Below are 16,811 nucleotides of genomic sequence, written 5' to 3'. Positions count from 1 at the left end.
GATGTCGGGGCTGTGCCATGAGCGCCGCACAGTGGTGCGGCAAGTGTGGTGACTTACGCGTTGAGTTAGTCCGTTGCCTCTTCGCGCGCGATTGCTTCCAGCGCCGTTGCCTCCGGGTCGCCGAACTCCCCAAGCTCAAAGGTCAATCGCTCGTCGACAGGTTGCCGCCACCTCGCGACCTTGCCGACGGTGACCCTGACGCCAGCCTGAAGCAGCATCTCCCGACGTCGCTGATTGTCACTGTCCTTCGCCCACTCGTCCGCCCAAGTGCCCGGAAGCTGCACGACTACTTGCCGCGGGGGCTCATAGGGCGTCTGTTGGAGGACTGCGAGCCGTTCAGACATTCCTTTGACCTGTCCCAACAAAATGCCCGCCGCTGGCCCTTCGATCGAGGCGAGGTTGCGTCCGAGTGTGGCAATGGACGCTTCCAACTCTGCGATAGCCGCGCGGTTGTCGACCCCACCTCGGGTAACGACCTTCGTCATGCGGAACCGACCAACACGACGGAGGAACTCAGCCTCGACGTACTTGATGACGGGCTCCGCCTTCACTGTCAGGCCAGGCAGCTTCTTACCGTCCGGCCCCACCGGGTGGTGGGTGTTGGCACAGGTGAACTGATCGATCCGGTTTCCCGCCTCCCTGCCGGAACGCTCCACGTAGACGTGGAGAACCATGTTCCTGCCGCAGGTACCGCAGATGATGACTCCGAGGAGAGGATGGGCATCCTTCCTCTTGGGTACGCCGCTCGCCTTCGTCAGCCGGCTCTTAAGAGCCTCTTGGAGGTCGAACCAGTCACCGTCACTGACGAGTGCCTCGCCTTGGAATACCGGCTCACCAGTAGCCGTCAATACCGGAGTGCCGTCCGATTTGACGGTGTGACCACGCATGACGGGCGACTGAAGCATCTTTGACACCGTCGAGACATGCCACTTGTCGTCAGGGTCGAACTCTCGCTGAGGACGGGCGTACCGGGCTCGGTGGTTCTTCGGAGTTATCGCCTTTGTCGTCTGAAGGTGCTCCTGAATGTCAGCAAATGTACTGCCCTCAATCGCCATGGCTACCATTTCCCGGCGAATGCTTGCCGTCCCTGGTCCCGCCTCGTCAGCGAACAGCCACCAACCCTCGTTGCCGTCAGGGAAGACCTTCCGGTCGGGACGAAATCCGTAGGGCACGCCACCTCCGGCCCAACGGCCGATTTGTTGCAGGTACGCCGCCGCACCCTGGTTTCGCTCCAGGATGGTTTGCCCCTCCAACTGCGCAGCGAAAGCCAGGAACATCATCATGAATTCGCTCATGATCGACGTGAAATCGAGTTCGAGCATTCCGCCCCCGGGACCAGAGGCGAAGACCAGCCGCTTTCCGTGCCTCTTCGCGTAGCGCCCTAGGTCCGCCATGTCCGCCATGCTGCGCACGGCACGGTCCATGCGCTGCCAGACCATGACGTCCCACTCTTCGGGCCTGTCCAGCCAGTAGCGAAGCTCTCCCCGCTCCCACGGCGTCGTCTTCAACGCGGAGACGTCGGTGTCGCGCGCCCACCCGACGAAGCGCCCTCCGATGGACAAGCCGGCCTGTGTGACCGTGTCTGTCTGCACCTCGGGGGATGTACTGGCGTCGGTGTATCTGCTGAGTCGCAGCGCTCCCACTACGCGGGGCGGCCCCGCTGGTCGGTTCATCACGCATGCCATGTTAGTCAGAAGAGTTCGCGTGGGCGGGTTCGTCGTGGTGCGCCGGATTCTTGCTGAGCCGCGCGTCGGCGAGCGCCTGCTTGGCGTCCGCGTACCGCGTCACCAGCCAGGCCTCCACCCCGCTCGGCAGCCGCGTCCTGTGCACGGGGGCGTGCTCCCGCAGCCAGGCGTACGCGGGGTAGGGATCGCTGGCGAACTCCCAGGTGAAGAGTTCCGGGGCGGGGCTGAACGGCGGCGGCTGATCGGTCACTCCCTGACGGTATCCGGAGGGAGGAGAGGGACGGCACGGCGAAGGGAGGGGGAGCGGGGTGGGGGCCGCGCCCCGTTCATCCCGGGCCATCCCGAAATCGGCTGCTGTTTGACTCAACGGCTCGCCTCCTCCCTAAATTCGCGCCGTGGACCCCGAAATACTCAGATCCAGCTTCGCGGTCGTCGAAAGACGGGCCGAGTTCGCGGTCAAGTACTTCTACTCGCATCTCTTCCGGCACAACCCGGACGTCCGCGGGCTCTTCCCCCTGGACTTCCCGGAGGACATGGAGCGACAGCGGGACCGGTTGTTCGCGGCACTCACGTATGTGATGGAGCGACTGGAGGATCCGACGCTGCCGGGGTATCTGCGGGAGCTGGGACGGGACCACCGGAAGTACCTGGCCGAACCGGAGCACTACGCCGCCGTGGGGGCGAGCCTGATCGCCGCGTTCGCCGCCGTCTCGGGGTCGGCCTGGAGCGCGGAGGCCGAGAAGGCCTGGGCCGAGGCGTACGGGGCGATCACGAACGTCATGCTCCAGGGCGCGTGGGAGGCACAGCACGCGGGTGAACCGCCCTGGTGGGACGCCGAGGTCGTGTCCCGGACCCGGCACGGCGACGACCTCGTCGTACTGACCCTCCGCCCGCACCACCGGCTGCGCTACTCCCCCGGCCAGTACGTCAGCGTCAGCGTCCCCCATCTGCCGGGGATCTGGCGCCCGTACTCGCTCGGCAACGCGCCCCGCGCCGACCACACCGTCGACCTGCACGTCAGCCGCGTCGAGGACGGGGTGCTGTCCACCGCCCTGGTCCGGCAGACCCGGGAGGGCGATGTCCTGCGGCTCGGCTCACCCGGCGGCGCCCTGACCCTGCGGGCGCCGGTGGACCGGCCGCTGACCTTCATCGCGGCCGGCACCGGATGGGCTCCCGTCAAGGCGCTGCTCCAGCAACTCGACGCCACGCACGAGGCCCGGCTGTTCCTCGTGGCCCGCGACACCTCGTACCTCTACGACCGGTCGGCCGTGGAACGACTCCAGTCACGGTTACCCCGCCTCGGTGTCACCTTCATCACCCCCGCGCCCGGCCGCCCCAAGGCCCAGGCCACCGAGCGACTGCTGACCGCGCTGGGCAACCGCGCCGGCTGGGCCCGCCACGACGTCTACCTCGCCGGGCCGCCCCAGCTCGTCGAGGAGATCGCCGAGGCGCTCCCCGCCCTCGGCACGCCGCCGGAACAGATCTTCCACGACCTCCTCCCACCCGCCGACCCCAGCCGCCCCCGCCCGCTGGGCCCCGCGGAGTGGCTCCTGGACCGCCCCCACCCCAACTGGCACAACCCGACAAGCCGCGCCCCCCACACGTAATCCCGGAACCGCCGGCCGTCAGCCCGTCTCCGTCGCCCGGATCGCGTCCCGGTAGGCACGCGCCGCCGCGCGCAGGGCCGCCTCCGGGTCCACTCCCTCGGCCTCCGCGTGGGCGGCGATGGCCAGCAGCTCGTAGCCGACGCCTTCGCCGCGGGGGAGCTCGACCTCAAGTCCCGCCGTGCGCACGCGTGATGCCAGCTTCGCCGCGAGGGCAAGGCCCGGCTGGCCCAGCGGTATCCCCTCCGTGACGGACGTCCGCCGCTTCTCCTCGGCCTTGGTGCGCAGCCAGTGCTCCTTGACCTCCTCGGGGGTCGTGGCCGTCTCGTCGCCGAACACGTGCGGGTGGCGGTGGATCAGCTTGGCGACGATGCCGCCGGCCACGTCGTCGATGGAGAAGGGAGTCTCGGCGTCCTCCTCAGCGATCCTGGCGTGGAAGACGACCTGGAGCAGAACGTCGCCGAGCTCTTCCCTGAGCTCGTCCCGGTCGCCCTCCTCGATCGCCTCGACGAGCTCGTACGCCTCCTCGATCCCGTACTTCGCGAGGCCCTTGTGGGTCTGCTGGGACGACCACGGGCACTCGACGCGGATGCGGTCCATGACCTGGACGAGGTCGAGGAGGCGGGCGCCCGGCAGGTCGTACGAGGCCGGGAGCAGCTCCAGGTCGGGCATCTGTATGCGGCCGGAGCCGGCGAGGCGGGCCAGGCCGTCGGTGAGGCGCGGCTCGCCCTCCCCGGTGGCGACGACGACCACCGTGCGACCACCGGCGCAGGCGTCCACCAGGTCCTGGGCATCGGGGGAAGCCTCGTCGACGCCTATGCCCGCCTCACGCAGATACGGCAGCTGCGGATGTGCGCCGTCCGCACACAGCACCTGGTCGGCGGCGCGCAGCACCTGCCAGGCGGGCCAGGACAGCAGCCCGGGGGCGACGCGGTGGCTGGTGGTGAGCAGGACGATACGGCCGGGGTCGGGAACCTGGGCGGTGGCGTCGGAGCTGGTTGCGTTCACTCCACGAACGTAACGCACGCCACCGACGCCCCCAGGAGTTATCCACAGGCTGGGAGTGGGACGAACCGTTTATCCACAGCCTCGCCCCCAGTGACCTACTACGCCGTCTGCTGCGTCCCCGTCGACGTGACCTCCCGCAGCCACGGCGTCTTCACATCGACGCGGCTGCTCTTCTGGACGTCCCAGGCGCCGTAGCGCGGGTTCAGGTCGACGTTCAGCTTCTTGGACGCGTCGGACATGGCCTTCCAGAACGTGGCCTTGCCCTCGGTGGTGTTCATGTCGGCGCCGAGCGCGGCGGCGAGCTTCTGGGCCTCGATCTCGGTACGGAGGTTGTCGTCGAGACGCTGGGGCGCCACCCCGTACTGCTGCAGCCAGGCCGTCTCCAGCGCCTTCGCACCGCCCGCCTGGCCCTCCAGCGCCGTTCGCATCTGCTGGGTGTCCGCGCGGGTGACGCTCACGCCCGCGTCCTTGGCGGCCCGGTCGAGAACCTGGTCGAGGACCATGGTGTGCAGGGTGTCGCGGGTGAGGCTGCCGGTCTTGGCGATGGCCTGCTCGTACTGGGCCTCGCCCTTGACGGCGGCCCGCTGTGCCGAGCGCACCTCGTTCACCCGGCTCTCCAACTGCGCGACCGTGATCCGCCGGCCACCGACGACGGCCGCGGCGCCTGGGTGCGCCTCGCCACCGCACGCCGTGAGAAGGGGGGCCGCTGCGACGATCGCGGCGGAGAGGACGAACGCGGTGCGACGGCGGCGGTGCAAGGAAACCTCCCGAGGAGATTGTGCGACGGTGCACAAAGTCTTGCGGTGATCGATGGTAGGCAGTGGCCCGGCTCTCGGCCAGCCATTCGACCAACGATTCGCGGAGACTTCAGATACCGGCGCGGCTGCCGTGCCGAGCGGGACGGCCACCGTCCGCTCGTACGACCGTTCACATCCGCTCGTACGGCCGATCGTGTCCTGTCGTACCGGCCACGGCTAGCCGCGCGCCTTGACCTCGCGCTCGACGACCCCGGCGACCTCGGCGCGCAGTCCGTCGCCGACGTGCGTCACGGTGATGTTCTTGGCTCTCGTGGAGTCGGCTCCGGCGTCCCCCACCAGCACGAAGTCGACCTTCTGGTACTGCGGGGCGGTCTGCGTGGCCGCCGTGACCTCGGACTTTCCGGTCGCGACGACCACGTCGCAGGACCGCTGGAGCAGGCCGTTGAGGTAGGGCCGCGCGTTGGCCGCGGACTGCTCACCGGTCACCGGGACATAGCTCACGCGCGCGTGCGTCGTGAGGGACGCGTCCTGCATGCCCTGCCAGACCTCGGCCGCGGTGGTCCCGGCCGTGATCCCGTCCTTGCCGGTCAGCAGACAGGCGTCGACGTCCTTGTAGTGGCGGGCCCGGGTGTCGGGCACCTGAGGCTTCGTGTCGGTGCGGGAGAGGAAGTACCCGGTGACGGCGACCGCGACCGCGACGATCACGGCACCCGCCACCATCGCGATCCCCCTGCCGCCCAGTACACGCGGCCACTGGAGTACCGCCCGCACACCGGCGGCGAGTCTCGACTCCTGTGTGGCGTCGCGCGCCGCCTTCGCGCGCTGCGCCTGCGGCACCTGCCTGACCCGCTTGACCACGTGGTTCCCGTACTTCCGCTTCTTCGCTCTTCCGCGCTTCCGTGTTTTCGTGCGGCCGGTGCGGCCGGTGCGCCGCTAGTACCCGACGCGCCGGGGCCAGACCGTCCAGGCGTGCACCGCCGCGCCGACCATCGACACCAGGATCAGGAGCACGTCGTCCGCGAACTCGAGGCCGTGGGTGGTCTCGGGCGTGAGCGAGAGCTGCATGACCCACGCCACCAGTACCGCGCAGAACCCCCCGAAGACCGCCCAGTCCGCGCGGGTGCCCCGCCGCAGGGCGATCACGAGGGACGGAACAGGACACAACAGCCCCAGGCTGACGACGGGAAGCGCCGCCAGTCCGGCACGGACGGCGGACGGTCCGACGACCGCCGGCAGCCTTTCGACCCTCATGCCCTGCTCCTCCTCCGGTTGTTCTCCGGTTGACGTTCTCCGGCGATCTCGGGACGCGTCCGAGTGTCAGCCGGTGATGGCGACCGGCGCGTCCCAGGCGTCACGGTCCACGGTGATCGTGTAACCGCCGATGGTCTCCTTGCTGTTGACCATGTACTGGTGGGCGCGGCTGTGGCCGGTGAACTGGGTGGAGCCCCACGGCCAGTCCGAGGTCGTGGTGTTGACCTTGTCCCACAGCGCGTACCAGAGGTTGCCCGGCAGGTCCGTCTTGTCGGTCGCGGTCGCGATGGCCTTGGCGCTGGAGCTGGTGAAGCCGTAGAACCCGGTCCGGTACGTCTTGGCGTGCAGCGCCTTGTCGAAGGCGCGTACGTACGTCAGCGTGGCCTTGTTGCACGCCGCGTTCGTGATGTCGTACGACTCCATGTCCAGGTAGATCGGGCTGCCCGCCTTCATGCCCAGCGCGGACGCCTTGGCCACCGCGTCCGCGGCGTCGGTGGCGCCGAGCGAGGCGGCGTTGGTGGCGGTGAGCTTCTCCGGGTTGGAGCCGGTCTGGCAGGACGGCTGCGCGCCGACGTACAGCGGGATGAGCTTCCAGCCCAGGGTGCTGACCGACTTCACCCAGGACGCGGTGAGGTTGGGCTGACTGCAGCCGCGGTTCTTGCCGCCGATGTAGACGGCGGCGGCTCCGTAGAAGCCGGTGTGCCAGGCCTTCATCGCCGTCAGCGAGGGTGCGGCGCAGGTGTCGAAGGCGCGTCCCGTGAACGTCTTCTGGGCGGGCCAGGTGGTCGCCGCCATCGACGTCTGCGCCGCGATCCCGGCCCCGGCGACCACTGCCGCGCCTGCCGTCGCCCAAGCGATGTAACGGCCCTTCTTAGACATCCGATGGCTGGACATCCCCACCCCATTCATGACACGCGCACGTCACGGCGTACGGAACACGCAGGACATACGGTCATATAGATCGAATCAAGACAGTTCAAGACAGTTGGGCCCCGTCGGCGCCCATCCCGGCTCACCGACGCGAGAGGGTGACCGGCCCCCGGCGCGCGGGGCGGATCGCACCGTAACCGACGCCACCCCCTTGATCGGGAAACCCCGCATCCCAATCGCCACAAGAATCACTCAAGCCACGGCAAAACCTGGGGAGTCCACGGAACCCCGGGCCCTTCGACTCCCTCTTTTACTTATCCTTGGCACACGGATGCCTGTGCATGGCCTGTGCACCCATAGAGTCCGCTCGGCTCAGCAGCACCATTTCTCAAAGAAGGACTCTGACATCCCGATGCTTCACCCCTCTCGCACGGCCAAGGCCCTGCTCGCCGCAGCCGTGCTCCCGCTGGCCCTGGCGGCCTGCTCCTCCGGCACCACCGTTCAGCCCTCGTCCGCCAAGACGAAGCCGGCCAAGGACCCCAACGCCGGTCTGCTGACAGGCGCGCAGCTCAAGAAGGCGCTGGCGCCCGCGTCGTTCTTCGCCACCGGTTTCGCGGTCGACCCGAACGGCGCGCGGGACTCCGGCACCACCTACGCCCCGCCGAGTTCCTCGCCCGCGCCGAAGCCGGACTGCTCCCTGCTGGGCGGCACCAGCTGGATATCGATCACCGGCGACTCGGGGGTGTCCTTCGCCCAGAACGACTACGTCAGCAAGAACACTTCCGAGGACATCGCCCAGGAGGTCGACACCTACCGCGGCACGACCTCGACGACCGTGCTGGCGGACCTGGAGAAGACCGCCACCACGTGCGCGTCCTTCACCGACTCCGACACGCACACCAAGGTGAAGGTCACCGGCGCCGGCACGCCCGGCCTGGGCGACGCCGCGTACACCCTCACCCTGACCAACAGCGCCTGGCAGAACGGCACGACCCTGATCGCCGTGCGCGCGGGCACCGACGTCGTCAGCGTCATGTCCACGGACGGCCACGACAACGGCGCCGCCACGGCGAAGAAGCTGGCGACCCGGATCGTGACGTCCCTGAAGGGCGAACACCAGCACGTGTGACCCGCTGGATGGGAGCATGACGCCCCCGAGAGGTTTCTCGGGACCCGGGAGACCTCTCGGGGGGCTCATAGGGCGCTCGTGGGTGCTCGGGGGTGTGAGGGCATGGGCATAGACATGGGCATGAGCGTGGACAAGCGTCTGGGAGCCGGCTGGGCCCAGCGGATCGCGTGGTCGGTTCTGGCGGTCGCGTCGCTGGGTCTGCTGGTGTGGGTGCCGTTCCTGTATGTCGCGATCCGCCGCGGCAGGGGCTCGGACTGGGGCGCCTTCGCCGCGTTCCTGCTGTACGAGCTGGTGACGCTGCCGTGGGCGACCGTTCAGTCGGACGCGGGCGATCCCGTCCTCGGCGCGGTCGCCGTGGTCACTCTGGCCATGGCGGTGTGGCTGCTGCTGTTCGCACTGTTCGACAAGCGCACGCCGAAGTACGCCACGGCGCACGCGGGGCGGACACCCGGGCCCATACCGGGCCCGGCGCCGGGCAACCCGTATCTGCGCTGAGGTCACCCGGAAACCCTCGTCCACACTCAAGGCACCCGGCGGTTCACCCCCGCCGGGTGCTTCGCACAACCCTGACGGCCGGCCAGGCGAGCAGCGCCCCGATGGCCCAGAGGAAGACGGCGAGAGCGGCCCACTCCCCGGTGCTGGTCTCCGGGTCCGAGGCGCCGAAGACGGTGTACGAGACGGCCAGGAGGGACCAGAGTCCCGCGAGGAGCCCGAAGATGACGAGCATCGCCGTCTGCCCGCCGGTACGCCGCGCCGACGCCTTCTGCTGAACCTGCTGAGCCACACCGGATCCTCCGGCCTGCCCCGCCGAAGCAGCACCCCCCTGCCGCCGCTGCTGCTGTTGCCGCTGCCGGGGCGGCAACCGCACCACCGCGCTCGGGTGCACCGCAGCGTCGATGGTCGCCATGGTGTGCGCGTCGATCCCGTACTCCCCCGGCTCCACCTCCACGGACAGCCCGTCGGTGCCGATGAGCCGGCGCCCGCCGTCGGGCCAGCTGAGCAGGGCGGCGCACGCGCGATAGAGCACGGTGGCCGCCTCGCCCCCCGCCGTCAGGCTGACCCCCTCGCCCCCGACGACCATGGCAGGGCCGCCCTCGCGTACGGCCTTGAACCGCGTGCCCGTGACGGCGTACGACGACGTGATCGGGGCCGCCGTGTACCCGGCCCAGTCGGCCCGGTGCCCCGAGGGAGCCTGCAGCAACGCCGTCCCGGCGGCCTCCAGCGCCACCGCGTGCACATGCTGCGGTGTCATCGCCCACAGCTCGGAGCGCAGTTCGTCGAGCCCGCGCGGCGGACGGTGGGCGAGCAGTTCCTCCGCCGCGCCCGGCAGCCGCCGTACGGCCGCGTCGGGCGCGGTCAGCGTGGCGTCGCTGCGCCCGCGTACGGCCTCCAGGTCGGCCTGCGCGATCCGGCCGACCTGAAGCCCGGCGAGCACGTCGACGAACCCGCCGAGGACCGCGTCCTGCTTGGCGGGCAGGGCGTCCGCGAAGGCGGTGACGGTCGCGAAACCGTCCCGGCGGGAGGTGTAGTCGCTGGCCGCCGTGTAGGAGTAGCCGCCCTCCTGGCGCAGGGAGCGGGAGAGTTCGCGTTCCAGGACGCCGGCATAAAGCCGGGCGGCGGTGGTGTCGGTGACGACGGCATCGAGCAGGACGCCGCCCTTGCCGTCGGAGAAGTAGGCGGGGGCGGTGGGGAGGGCGGAGGTGACGGCGGGCATCGGGCGCCGCTGACCGGCGGGCAGTTTGAGCGAGAGCCCGGCCGGCAGCCGCTCCCCCGCGATCCACAGCACGGCGTTGTCCCGGGTGAACCAGGTCCCGGCCCATTCCCGTACGTCGTCCGGCCGCAACCCCCGTACGCCCCACTCCGGATAGCTGACCAGCCCGTACCCCTGGGCCCCGTACCGCCACAGCGGCAGTTGCCCGGGCTCCCGGCTCGCCTCCTCGGTGCGCAGGATCTCCTTCTCCGTCTCCAGCCGCTCCATGGGCAGATCGAGGAGGGAGGTGCACACACCGTCGAGGTAGGCGACGATCTCGTGCTCGGCGCCCTCCACGTGGAAGTGGGTGAACGCGGCCTTGGTCGCGCCGTTGAAGTGGTAGTCGGCCAGGCCCTGGCGGTGCAGCGCCAGGTGCTCCACCAGGTGGGTGATCCCGGCCCCGGCGAGCGTCTCGTCGGCGACGCCGACGCGGAAGACCAGTCCGGCACGCATGGGCCCGGTGGCGTACGCGAAGAGGGTGGGTATGCCGTCGACCTCGGTGTGATGGATGCCCTGGCTCATCGTCTGCCTCTGCCTGTCTTGTTCTGCATCCGCTCAGCCTCTTCCGAGGGCGGCGGAACGGTGTTTGACGTACGCGTGCGCGGGCTTGCCGAGATAGCTCCACGGGTACTCGGAGGCCAGGTTGCCCAGGGCGCGGAAGTGCGCGGCGGCGCGCGCGGTGTCGCCGATCAGCGAGAAGAGCGCGGCGAAGACGCCCTGGATGGTGACCCACCCGTACACGGGTCGGTAGTACGGGTGCAGCACGGACCGTTCGGCGGCCTCGACGAGTTCGGCGTGGACGTGGGCCTGGCGCAGATAGTCGGTCCGCTCGCTCCCCGCGGAGGGCAGATCGAGCCAGCGCTCCAGGTGCGCCTCCGCCACCAGACCACCGCTGAGCGACCCTTCGGGCGAGTTGAGCAGGCACTCGCGGGCGAACCCGTGCATCGCCTCCCAGCTCCCGCTCCACTTGGGACACAGCTGCTGGAGCAGCCGGGCCTGCCCGGTCAAGTGGTGGGGGTGGTACGCGGCCAGTCGGTCGTACCTCCGCCGCGCCTCGTTCTGCCCGAGTTGCAGTCCCATCGCCGTGGTCAGGCGCGCGGCCCAGGCCGCGTCGTGGGACGGGTCGAGGGCGGTGGCCCGGATGAGCAGTTGCTCGGCCTGCCGCAAGTGCTCGTGCAGCTGCCGGAACTGCTCCCTGCTGACGTGCTCGGCGCGCGCGCTGCTCCGGATCTCCCAGCCGATCTCGATCTCGCGGGTCCCGAGCATCGTGAGAGCCAGCACGTCGTCGGGGGCCGCGGCGACGACTTCCCGCAGGAAGTGCTCGACGCCGGGCACCTCGGCGACGACCCGGACGAGGAACGCCCGGTCGGTGCCATGCGGCAGTCCGCCGGCGTACTGCCTGATCCCCGCCCAGTCCCGCGCGGCGGTGGCCTGCCGCAGCCAGCCGGCCTCGGGGAAGGCGGAGGCGACTTCGAAGTCGGGGGGTGGGAGGGACGCGTCGGTCGACATGGAGCGGATGGTAAGTGGCGGGTTGGAGACGGTTTTCGGTCAGGTGTGGGGAGGTTGTGGGAACACAATGCCCAAACAGGCCATACGGACGTCATCTTGACCCTTCGATGACTGATCTTGATCGGGTCATGACTCGAACTTGAGTTCGCCTTGTGGGAGGAGACGTTCCGGCTTTCCGGTGGCTTGGAACAATCCATGCCGTCCCTGTCACCGTCCCTGTCACCGTCACTTTCGCCTCACCGTCACCAGGAGCCCCACCCGTGGCACTCAACGCCCGTCGCGCCAGACAACTGCTCGAGATCTCGGCCCCCTTGCTGCTCCAGGGCGAGCAGGTCGAACTCACGAGCGTGGCCGGCATCGGAACGGTCTCTGTGCGCAAGCAGGCCCTCACCGCGGCGGTGGTCGGCGTACTCAGCGCGGGAACGGTGATGGCGACGGTCACTCCGCGCCCGATGTACCTCGTCCTGACGAACCAGCGGATCCTGTTCTTCGACGGCAACCGGGGCGGCAAGCCGGGCAAGTTGCTGATGAACCTCCCGCGTCCGTACGTCACCGCGAGCGCGCCCAAGAAGACCTTCCTGGGCCTCAAGGTGGTGACCCACCTGACCGTCGAGGGCCAGGAGGGCGCCCTCAAGGTCGACTTCCCGGTCCAGACCCGCGCCGACGGCCACCGGTTCGCGACGGCTTTGCCGGTGACGCGCTGACGCACCTCACCGCCGTCTGCCTCACGCATAGACCTGAGGCATAGTCACTCGAACGGCTGAACCGATCCCATGCCACACAATGGAACGCCTCCACATCACTACATTCCGTCACATGGTCAGCTCAGCGCATGAGGCGATGCACCAGATCTTCAGGGAGGACCCGGGGTTGTTCGCCCGGGCCCTCCCGAAAGCGGGCATCGCCTTACCCGAACCCACCACGATCCAGCTCCTGGACACCGATCTCACCGAGATCAAACCCATGGCACGCCGTGTGGACACCCTGATGCGCGTCGACACGGCGGACAGCGGAAGCTACCTGCTCGCCGTGGAGGCGCAAGGCAAACCGGATCCGGACAAGTTCAACAGCTGGACGTACTACCTGGCGTACCTCTACGCCGAATACAAGCTGCCGCCCCTCCTGCTGGTCGTCTGCCAGGACAAACCCACGGCGTCCTGGGCCGCGCAGCCCATCCGCATCGGTCTGGCCGCCCACACCAGCATCGCGGTCTTCCCACTGGTCCTGGGCCCCGAGAACCTCCCCACGATCATCGACCCGGACGAGGCGGCCGAGGACCTGGCTCTCGCCGTCTTCTCCGCGCTCGCCCACGCCAACGACCCCGCCCTGCCTGCGATACTGGAGGCGCTGGCGACGGCGCTCGCCAACACCGGAGGCGAGACCGCGCAGGACTGGGCCGAATACACCGAGATCGGCCTGGGCGACACCCAGAGCCGCGCATTCTGGAGGCACCTGATGACCTTCCGTCCCAGCCGCTTCCCCGGCAGCGGCACCCTCATCGAGGAAACCCGAACCGAGGGCCGAACCGAAGGCCGCGCCGAGGGCCGGGCCGAGGGCCGCGCCGAGGGCCGCGCCGAGGACATCCTCCGCATCCTCGACCTCCGCGCCGTCGACATCCCAGACGCCGCCCGCGAACGCGTCAACGCCTGCACCGACCTGGAACTGCTGGGCACCTGGTTCGACCGGGCCCTCACCGCCACCAACGCGGAAGAACTGTTCGCCGCAGAGGCGTAACGAGCCCGGAGGTCACAGACGCCGGCGCATGCAGACCCGCGGCCACCGCTCCAGACCGTGGGCGGCCTCGCGTCGGCGGATGTCCTGGAGCCCGGGGCCAAGCGCACTGTCATCCAGGAACGTGAAACCGCAGCGCACGTAGTAGGGCGCGTTCCAGGGGACGTCGGCGAAGGTGGTCAGGGTCAGAGCGGGTATCCCGTCTGCCCCGGCCCGGTGGCCGACATGGTCCAGCAGCGACCGTCCGATGCCGCGCCGCGCGCTGTCCGGGTGCACCGACACCTGCTCGATGTGAAGGTTGCCGTCGACGTGTTCCGCGATGAGGTACGCCACCGGCCTGTCGGCCTCCTCGACCGCGACCCAGGCGAGGTCGGCCCGCTGATAGTGGGCGAGGTCGGCGAGCGTGAGGGGCTCGTCGTCGGCGATCTCCGGCATACCGATGTCTGCGAAACACCGCCCGGCGGCACGCTCGATGTCCTGAAGGAGGGGAAGTTCGTCGATGTGGACCGCTCGGATACGCATTGCTGCATTGTCGCCGGGGAAACCGGTCGCGCCCCTGTCCCCGCGGCCTTCTCCCCCCTTGGATTCAGTCGGTCATGTCAGTACCCGCCGTTAGTGTCACCACCCATGAGTGATGAACGGCATGAGGTGATCGTCCGCAGGGCCGAACAAGCCGACATCGAGGGGCTTGTCGCGTGCAGCAGCGCGCTGTTCGCCGAGGACGCCGGTACCCGGGATCCGGGCGTCGACATCAACTGGCCACGCGAGCACGGGCCGCAGCGTTTCGCGTCCGGCACGGCGGACCCGAACCGACTGCTCCTTGTCGCCGATCGCGGCGACGGCGAAGTGGTCGGCTATCTCACGGGCGCGCTGGTGGAGCCGTCCGCGATGAAACCGGTGAAGGCCGCGTCGCTGGTGAGCATGTATGTGCGCCCCGCATATCGGCGCGACCGGATCGGCAGACGCATGGTGGACGAATTCCGGGCCTGGGCAAAGGAATCGGGCGCCGAATCGGCGCAGGTGACGGCCTACGCGAGCAACGCCGAGGCGATTCGTTTCTACGAGCGCAACGGCTTCGCGTCCCAGTCGGTGACCCTGGAAGCGGCTCTGTAGCCGTCGTCACAGGAACGCTCGAACACCGCACGCCACAAGGGAACACCGCGTCACAGCTCCGCTACACGGACCCGCCACGCCTCCGTGAAGGTCAGCATCTCCGGCACGCGCCGAACCTTCACCACCACGTCCGTCGCCGCCGCCCTCCTGCTCTCCCTGACCGTGTGCGGCGGCACCTCCCCCTCGAACTCCACGACCGACGCCCACGAATCCGCCAGGCCCGGCGCTTCGGCGACCGCACCACAATCAGGGCCCAGTTCCACCACCTCAACGAGATGAGCGAACTGGACCACATCACCCTCGCCGTCGTCCCCTTCGACAACGGCCCGTTCCACACCTCCGGCCAGGGCGTCGACTACCTCCACGGCCCGGTCCACCAACTCGACACCGTCCAACTGGACACCGACCACGGCGCCGAACTCATCGACGCCCCCGCCCAACTGGAGCGCTACCGCCTAGTCCTGGACCGCATGCGGCAAGCCGCACTTCCCCCAGCCAAGTCCCGCGACTTCATCGCCCAACTCGCCCAAGACCTCTGAAGGAGCCCTCCATGCCCGGACTGCACTGGCAGAAGTCCACCTACAGCCAGGAGGCCTCCGCTTGCGTGTATGTGACGACCACCCCCGACGGAAGGATCCTCCTCCGAGAAAGCGACGAACCGGACGCCATCCTCACCACCGGCCCACGCCAACTCGCCAGCCTGATATCCGCCCTGCGCACTCCGCACCGCTGACCCCACCACCGACTGATCGGCCGGTACGGCACCGCCCATCAGCTCGCCGATTACCGCCGCATGCACGGAACTATGCCTCGCCCAGGTGACCGTGTTCGACCAGCGACGAAACCAGCAAAGGCGGGTCGCCAACAACTACTGGCGGGTAGCAACCCGAAAACTCACTCATTGGTCGAAACATCTACATTCAGCCCTGCGCCCCCGCGGCCAGCCGGCACACCGCAAGCCGTCGACTACGCCCGGATTAAATTTCAACTGAGCGCCATCCGGGAGCCCTGCAATCATCGCGGCAAAGTCACCCCAGTAGCGCATCGCCGATGCAGCCTCAACCAGCACCATATTTCCAACGGTGAACTCACCACCGCAACTAAATGGCACCCTTGGGATCAATCGGTGCCCAACGGGCAATGCGCCATTTTCGACTTGCCACGCATGGGAAATCGAATAACCCGTAGCGTAATCGCACTGCGCAAGAATTCGCGAAGCCCACTCCTCGATATTTTCGGCAAAGGCGGTCACCTTCGCCGTTTCGGGGTCAAACAAATAGACCGCATTACCCACAAGGCCGAACTGCCCCCCGAAGATATCCTCGGCGAAGAAAAGTGCAGGGGGCGCCAACTCGCCGTAAGACTCAGCCCAAAGCTGTCGATTATTCCACTCACAAAGCGAGCGTCCCAGTAGCGCCAAGTCACTCACAGGGAAAACATGCAAGGCCGATTCAAACGCGTAGAAACCATTTCGCTTGGAAAGCAGAGCCCTCAGCTGCTGGGCGTCCCCGTCAACGAGAGCGACGCTCTTCGACGGGGCGTCCGAGAGAGCCTCACCCGCGATCGCAAGCAACTCGCCGATACTCTTGAATTCCATTTACTAGCCGCCCAAAATGTAGCCGAGACTCTGAATCATGACCTTTACTCTACCGCCATCTGGAATATCGACTAGTTGGTTCTTCATGTCTGAACCGGCGCCACGGTTATCTCCAGCGCCTATGTGCTTCACATGCGTCCCTTGCCCTTCCCGGAAGATAGCCGGCGGGAATTCATCCCTATCTTGACCGGGCCGAGTCGGTATCCCTCGAAGATTATCGGCTCGACGCGCGTCCGCTCCGGCCCGGTCAAGGGTAACCATCAGCCCCTCGCCATCCTCTTCAGCAGCATGTATTGCGCTGTCAGGATGCTGAATTGCGTCGATCGTCCAAGTAGCGGGTCGCGGACTGGCACAAGAACAAGGTGCACCAGAGGCGTCCACTCCGCCCTGACAGTTATGGACGAGAACAGGAGCATCCCCAGCCTCCACATAGTAGGTGTGGAGGGTGCCGATGGTGAGGTCGTAGGTGGTGGTGTTCGCGTGGTAGAGGCGGACGCCAGTGACCTCAGCGGTGCCGGTCGGGGTCTGGAGGACGTCTCCGGTGTGGAGGTCCTTGGCATCCACGAACGCCGACTGGGTCTCGTCGTAGAACGGATGGTGGAACGTCGTAGTCAAGTGCGCGCTCTGCGCGGCCCCCGTACCAACAACGGCCTTGTTGTCCTGCGGGGGCACCGTGCTGCTGACCGCCGCCACCGAAGCCGTCGCCGGCTTCTGGCCGTGTCCGTGGCTCGCCGCCAACGCGCCCAGCACAGCCGCCGACGCCGCCAGGCCGAACGCCGCCTTGCGCGCCACCTTCCGGGCCAGGG

General features: G+C 68.3%; 20 protein-coding genes and 1 pseudogene. 8 read left to right on the top strand and 13 right to left on the bottom strand.

Annotation, left to right across the window (positions count from 1 at the left end; genetic code table 11):
• Nucleotides 1-65 precede the first annotated feature (65 nt).
• Both ACZ69M_RS45255 and ACZ69M_RS45250 read right to left on the bottom strand, forming a co-directional pair.
• A complete protein-coding gene (locus tag ACZ69M_RS45255; protein ID WP_470059636.1) occupies nucleotides 66-1,673 on the bottom strand; it encodes a recombinase family protein in 1,608 nt (535 codons plus the stop codon).
• A gap of 28 nt (nucleotides 1,674-1,701) precedes the next feature.
• Nucleotides 1,702-1,935: pseudogene (locus ACZ69M_RS45250) on the bottom strand (cytochrome P450); the annotation flags it as partial.
• A 145-nt stretch (nucleotides 1,936-2,080) separates the two neighbouring features.
• Between ACZ69M_RS45250 and ACZ69M_RS45245 the strand changes: the two are divergent.
• Entirely contained in the window at nucleotides 2,081-3,292 is a 1,212-nt protein-coding gene (locus tag ACZ69M_RS45245) for a globin domain-containing protein (protein ID WP_470059492.1), read from the top strand.
• Between the two features lie 18 nt (nucleotides 3,293-3,310).
• Here the strand turns inward: ACZ69M_RS45245 and ACZ69M_RS45240 are convergent, their stop codons facing one another.
• From ACZ69M_RS45240 to ACZ69M_RS45220, 5 genes are all read right to left on the bottom strand, one after another.
• Nucleotides 3,311-4,297, bottom strand: a complete 987-nt coding sequence (locus ACZ69M_RS45240) for a nucleoside triphosphate pyrophosphohydrolase (RefSeq protein ID WP_352044375.1) — start codon at nucleotides 4,295-4,297, stop codon at nucleotides 3,311-3,313.
• A 98-nt stretch (nucleotides 4,298-4,395) separates the two neighbouring features.
• Nucleotides 4,396-5,055 (bottom strand): SurA N-terminal domain-containing protein, encoded by a 660-nt coding sequence (locus ACZ69M_RS45235; protein WP_470059490.1) that lies wholly within the window; start codon nucleotides 5,053-5,055, stop codon nucleotides 4,396-4,398.
• Between the two features lie 216 nt (nucleotides 5,056-5,271).
• Nucleotides 5,272-5,913 carry a hypothetical protein gene (locus ACZ69M_RS45230; protein WP_470059488.1) on the bottom strand — a complete coding sequence of 214 codons (642 nt, stop codon included), beginning with the start codon at nucleotides 5,911-5,913 and terminating at the stop codon, nucleotides 5,272-5,274.
• Nucleotides 5,914-5,988: 75 nt separating this feature from the next.
• Nucleotides 5,989-6,306: a hypothetical protein gene (locus ACZ69M_RS45225; protein WP_351300940.1), complete on the bottom strand. Its 318-nt coding sequence runs from the start codon at nucleotides 6,304-6,306 to the stop codon at nucleotides 5,989-5,991.
• Nucleotides 6,307-6,372: 66 nt separating this feature from the next.
• Nucleotides 6,373-7,200, bottom strand: a complete 828-nt coding sequence (locus tag ACZ69M_RS45220) for a glycoside hydrolase domain-containing protein (protein WP_470059486.1) — start codon at nucleotides 7,198-7,200, stop codon at nucleotides 6,373-6,375.
• Nucleotides 7,201-7,588: 388 nt separating this feature from the next.
• On the opposite strand from ACZ69M_RS45220, the gene ACZ69M_RS45215 reads away from it, so the two are divergent.
• Both ACZ69M_RS45215 and ACZ69M_RS45210 read left to right on the top strand, forming a co-directional pair.
• Nucleotides 7,589-8,305, top strand: coding sequence for a hypothetical protein (locus ACZ69M_RS45215; protein WP_470059484.1), 717 nt, complete (start codon nucleotides 7,589-7,591; stop codon nucleotides 8,303-8,305).
• Nucleotides 8,306-8,407: 102 nt separating this feature from the next.
• Nucleotides 8,408-8,800, top strand: coding sequence for a hypothetical protein (locus ACZ69M_RS45210; RefSeq protein ID WP_470059483.1), 393 nt, complete (start codon nucleotides 8,408-8,410; stop codon nucleotides 8,798-8,800).
• A 43-nt stretch (nucleotides 8,801-8,843) separates the two neighbouring features.
• Here the strand turns inward: ACZ69M_RS45210 and ACZ69M_RS45205 are convergent, their stop codons facing one another.
• The gene (locus ACZ69M_RS45205) at nucleotides 8,844-10,577 is read right to left on the bottom strand and encodes a peptidase M16 family protein (RefSeq protein ID WP_470059481.1); all 1,734 of its coding nucleotides are present in this window, start codon (nucleotides 10,575-10,577) and stop codon (nucleotides 8,844-8,846) included.
• Nucleotides 10,578-10,610: 33 nt separating this feature from the next.
• The gene (locus ACZ69M_RS45200) at nucleotides 10,611-11,564 is read right to left on the bottom strand and encodes a hypothetical protein (RefSeq protein ID WP_470059479.1); all 954 of its coding nucleotides are present in this window, start codon (nucleotides 11,562-11,564) and stop codon (nucleotides 10,611-10,613) included.
• A gap of 260 nt (nucleotides 11,565-11,824) precedes the next feature.
• On the opposite strand from ACZ69M_RS45200, the gene ACZ69M_RS45195 reads away from it, so the two are divergent.
• The gene (locus ACZ69M_RS45195; protein ID WP_351698239.1) at nucleotides 11,825-12,268 is read left to right on the top strand and encodes a hypothetical protein; all 444 of its coding nucleotides are present in this window, start codon (nucleotides 11,825-11,827) and stop codon (nucleotides 12,266-12,268) included.
• Between the two features lie 112 nt (nucleotides 12,269-12,380).
• The gene (locus tag ACZ69M_RS45190) at nucleotides 12,381-13,298 is read left to right on the top strand and encodes an RpnC/YadD family protein (RefSeq protein ID WP_470059477.1); all 918 of its coding nucleotides are present in this window, start codon (nucleotides 12,381-12,383) and stop codon (nucleotides 13,296-13,298) included.
• A gap of 12 nt (nucleotides 13,299-13,310) precedes the next feature.
• Here ACZ69M_RS45190 and ACZ69M_RS45185 read toward each other — a convergent pair whose 3' ends face one another.
• Nucleotides 13,311-13,817, bottom strand: a complete 507-nt coding sequence (locus ACZ69M_RS45185; protein ID WP_470059475.1) for a GNAT family N-acetyltransferase — start codon at nucleotides 13,815-13,817, stop codon at nucleotides 13,311-13,313.
• 105 nt (nucleotides 13,818-13,922) lie between these two features.
• Here ACZ69M_RS45185 and ACZ69M_RS45180 point away from each other — a divergent pair, with 105 nt between their 5' ends.
• Nucleotides 13,923-14,408, top strand: a complete 486-nt coding sequence (locus ACZ69M_RS45180) for a GNAT family N-acetyltransferase (protein ID WP_470059473.1) — start codon at nucleotides 13,923-13,925, stop codon at nucleotides 14,406-14,408.
• 50 nt (nucleotides 14,409-14,458) lie between these two features.
• Here the strand turns inward: ACZ69M_RS45180 and ACZ69M_RS45175 are convergent, their stop codons facing one another.
• On the bottom strand, nucleotides 14,459-14,701 hold the full coding sequence (locus tag ACZ69M_RS45175; protein ID WP_470059472.1) for a hypothetical protein: 243 nt from the start codon (nucleotides 14,699-14,701) through the stop codon (nucleotides 14,459-14,461).
• On the opposite strand from ACZ69M_RS45175, the gene ACZ69M_RS45170 reads away from it, so the two are divergent.
• The gene (locus ACZ69M_RS45170) at nucleotides 14,684-14,947 is read left to right on the top strand and encodes a Scr1 family TA system antitoxin-like transcriptional regulator (RefSeq protein ID WP_470059470.1); all 264 of its coding nucleotides are present in this window, start codon (nucleotides 14,684-14,686) and stop codon (nucleotides 14,945-14,947) included. The genes ACZ69M_RS45175 and ACZ69M_RS45170 overlap by 18 nt on opposite strands.
• An 11-nt stretch (nucleotides 14,948-14,958) precedes the next feature.
• The gene (locus ACZ69M_RS45165) at nucleotides 14,959-15,141 is read left to right on the top strand and encodes a DUF397 domain-containing protein (RefSeq protein WP_470059468.1); all 183 of its coding nucleotides are present in this window, start codon (nucleotides 14,959-14,961) and stop codon (nucleotides 15,139-15,141) included.
• A 165-nt stretch (nucleotides 15,142-15,306) separates the two neighbouring features.
• On the opposite strand, the gene ACZ69M_RS45160 is transcribed toward ACZ69M_RS45165, so the two are convergent.
• Together ACZ69M_RS45160 and ACZ69M_RS45155 are read right to left on the bottom strand one after the other, a co-directional pair.
• On the bottom strand, nucleotides 15,307-16,005 hold the full coding sequence (locus ACZ69M_RS45160; protein ID WP_470059467.1) for an SMI1/KNR4 family protein: 699 nt from the start codon (nucleotides 16,003-16,005) through the stop codon (nucleotides 15,307-15,309).
• A 3-nt stretch (nucleotides 16,006-16,008) separates the two neighbouring features.
• Nucleotides 16,009-16,811, bottom strand: an 803-nt coding sequence (locus tag ACZ69M_RS45155) for a polymorphic toxin-type HINT domain-containing protein (RefSeq protein ID WP_470059465.1), incomplete at its 5' end; no start/stop codon positions are given.

It is taken from the genome of Streptomyces sp. NPDC107454 (genome assembly GCF_055582885.1).
Note: the sequence above shows the minus strand (reverse complement) of the source record. Positions and strands in the feature narration are given on the sequence as shown.

What these genes read in the sequence shown, in the direction of transcription:
- ACZ69M_RS45170 (WP_470059470.1), top strand. Translation starts at nt 14,684, where the DNA reads ATGAGCGAACTGGACCACATCACCCTCGCCGTCGTCCCCTTCGACAAC.
- ACZ69M_RS45215 (WP_470059484.1), top strand. Translation starts at nt 7,589, where the DNA reads ATGCTTCACCCCTCTCGCACGGCCAAGGCCCTGCTCGCCGCAGCCGTG.
- ACZ69M_RS45210 (WP_470059483.1), top strand. Translation starts at nt 8,408, where the DNA reads ATGGGCATAGACATGGGCATGAGCGTGGACAAGCGTCTGGGAGCCGGC.
- ACZ69M_RS45185 (WP_470059475.1), bottom strand. Translation starts at nt 13,817, where the DNA reads ATGCGTATCCGAGCGGTCCACATCGACGAACTTCCCCTCCTTCAGGAC.
- ACZ69M_RS45180 (WP_470059473.1), top strand. Translation starts at nt 13,923, where the DNA reads ATGAGTGATGAACGGCATGAGGTGATCGTCCGCAGGGCCGAACAAGCC.
- ACZ69M_RS45190 (WP_470059477.1), top strand. Translation starts at nt 12,381, where the DNA reads ATGGTCAGCTCAGCGCATGAGGCGATGCACCAGATCTTCAGGGAGGAC.
- ACZ69M_RS45225 (WP_351300940.1), bottom strand. Translation starts at nt 6,306, where the DNA reads ATGAGGGTCGAAAGGCTGCCGGCGGTCGTCGGACCGTCCGCCGTCCGT.
- ACZ69M_RS45160 (WP_470059467.1), bottom strand. Translation starts at nt 16,005, where the DNA reads ATGGAATTCAAGAGTATCGGCGAGTTGCTTGCGATCGCGGGTGAGGCT.
- ACZ69M_RS45255 (WP_470059636.1), bottom strand. Translation starts at nt 1,673, where the DNA reads ATGAACCGACCAGCGGGGCCGCCCCGCGTAGTGGGAGCGCTGCGACTC.
- ACZ69M_RS45220 (WP_470059486.1), bottom strand. Translation starts at nt 7,200, where the DNA reads ATGTCCAGCCATCGGATGTCTAAGAAGGGCCGTTACATCGCTTGGGCG.
- ACZ69M_RS45200 (WP_470059479.1), bottom strand. Translation starts at nt 11,564, where the DNA reads ATGTCGACCGACGCGTCCCTCCCACCCCCCGACTTCGAAGTCGCCTCC.
- ACZ69M_RS45165 (WP_470059468.1), top strand. Translation starts at nt 14,959, where the DNA reads ATGCCCGGACTGCACTGGCAGAAGTCCACCTACAGCCAGGAGGCCTCC.
- ACZ69M_RS45205 (WP_470059481.1), bottom strand. Translation starts at nt 10,577, where the DNA reads ATGAGCCAGGGCATCCATCACACCGAGGTCGACGGCATACCCACCCTC.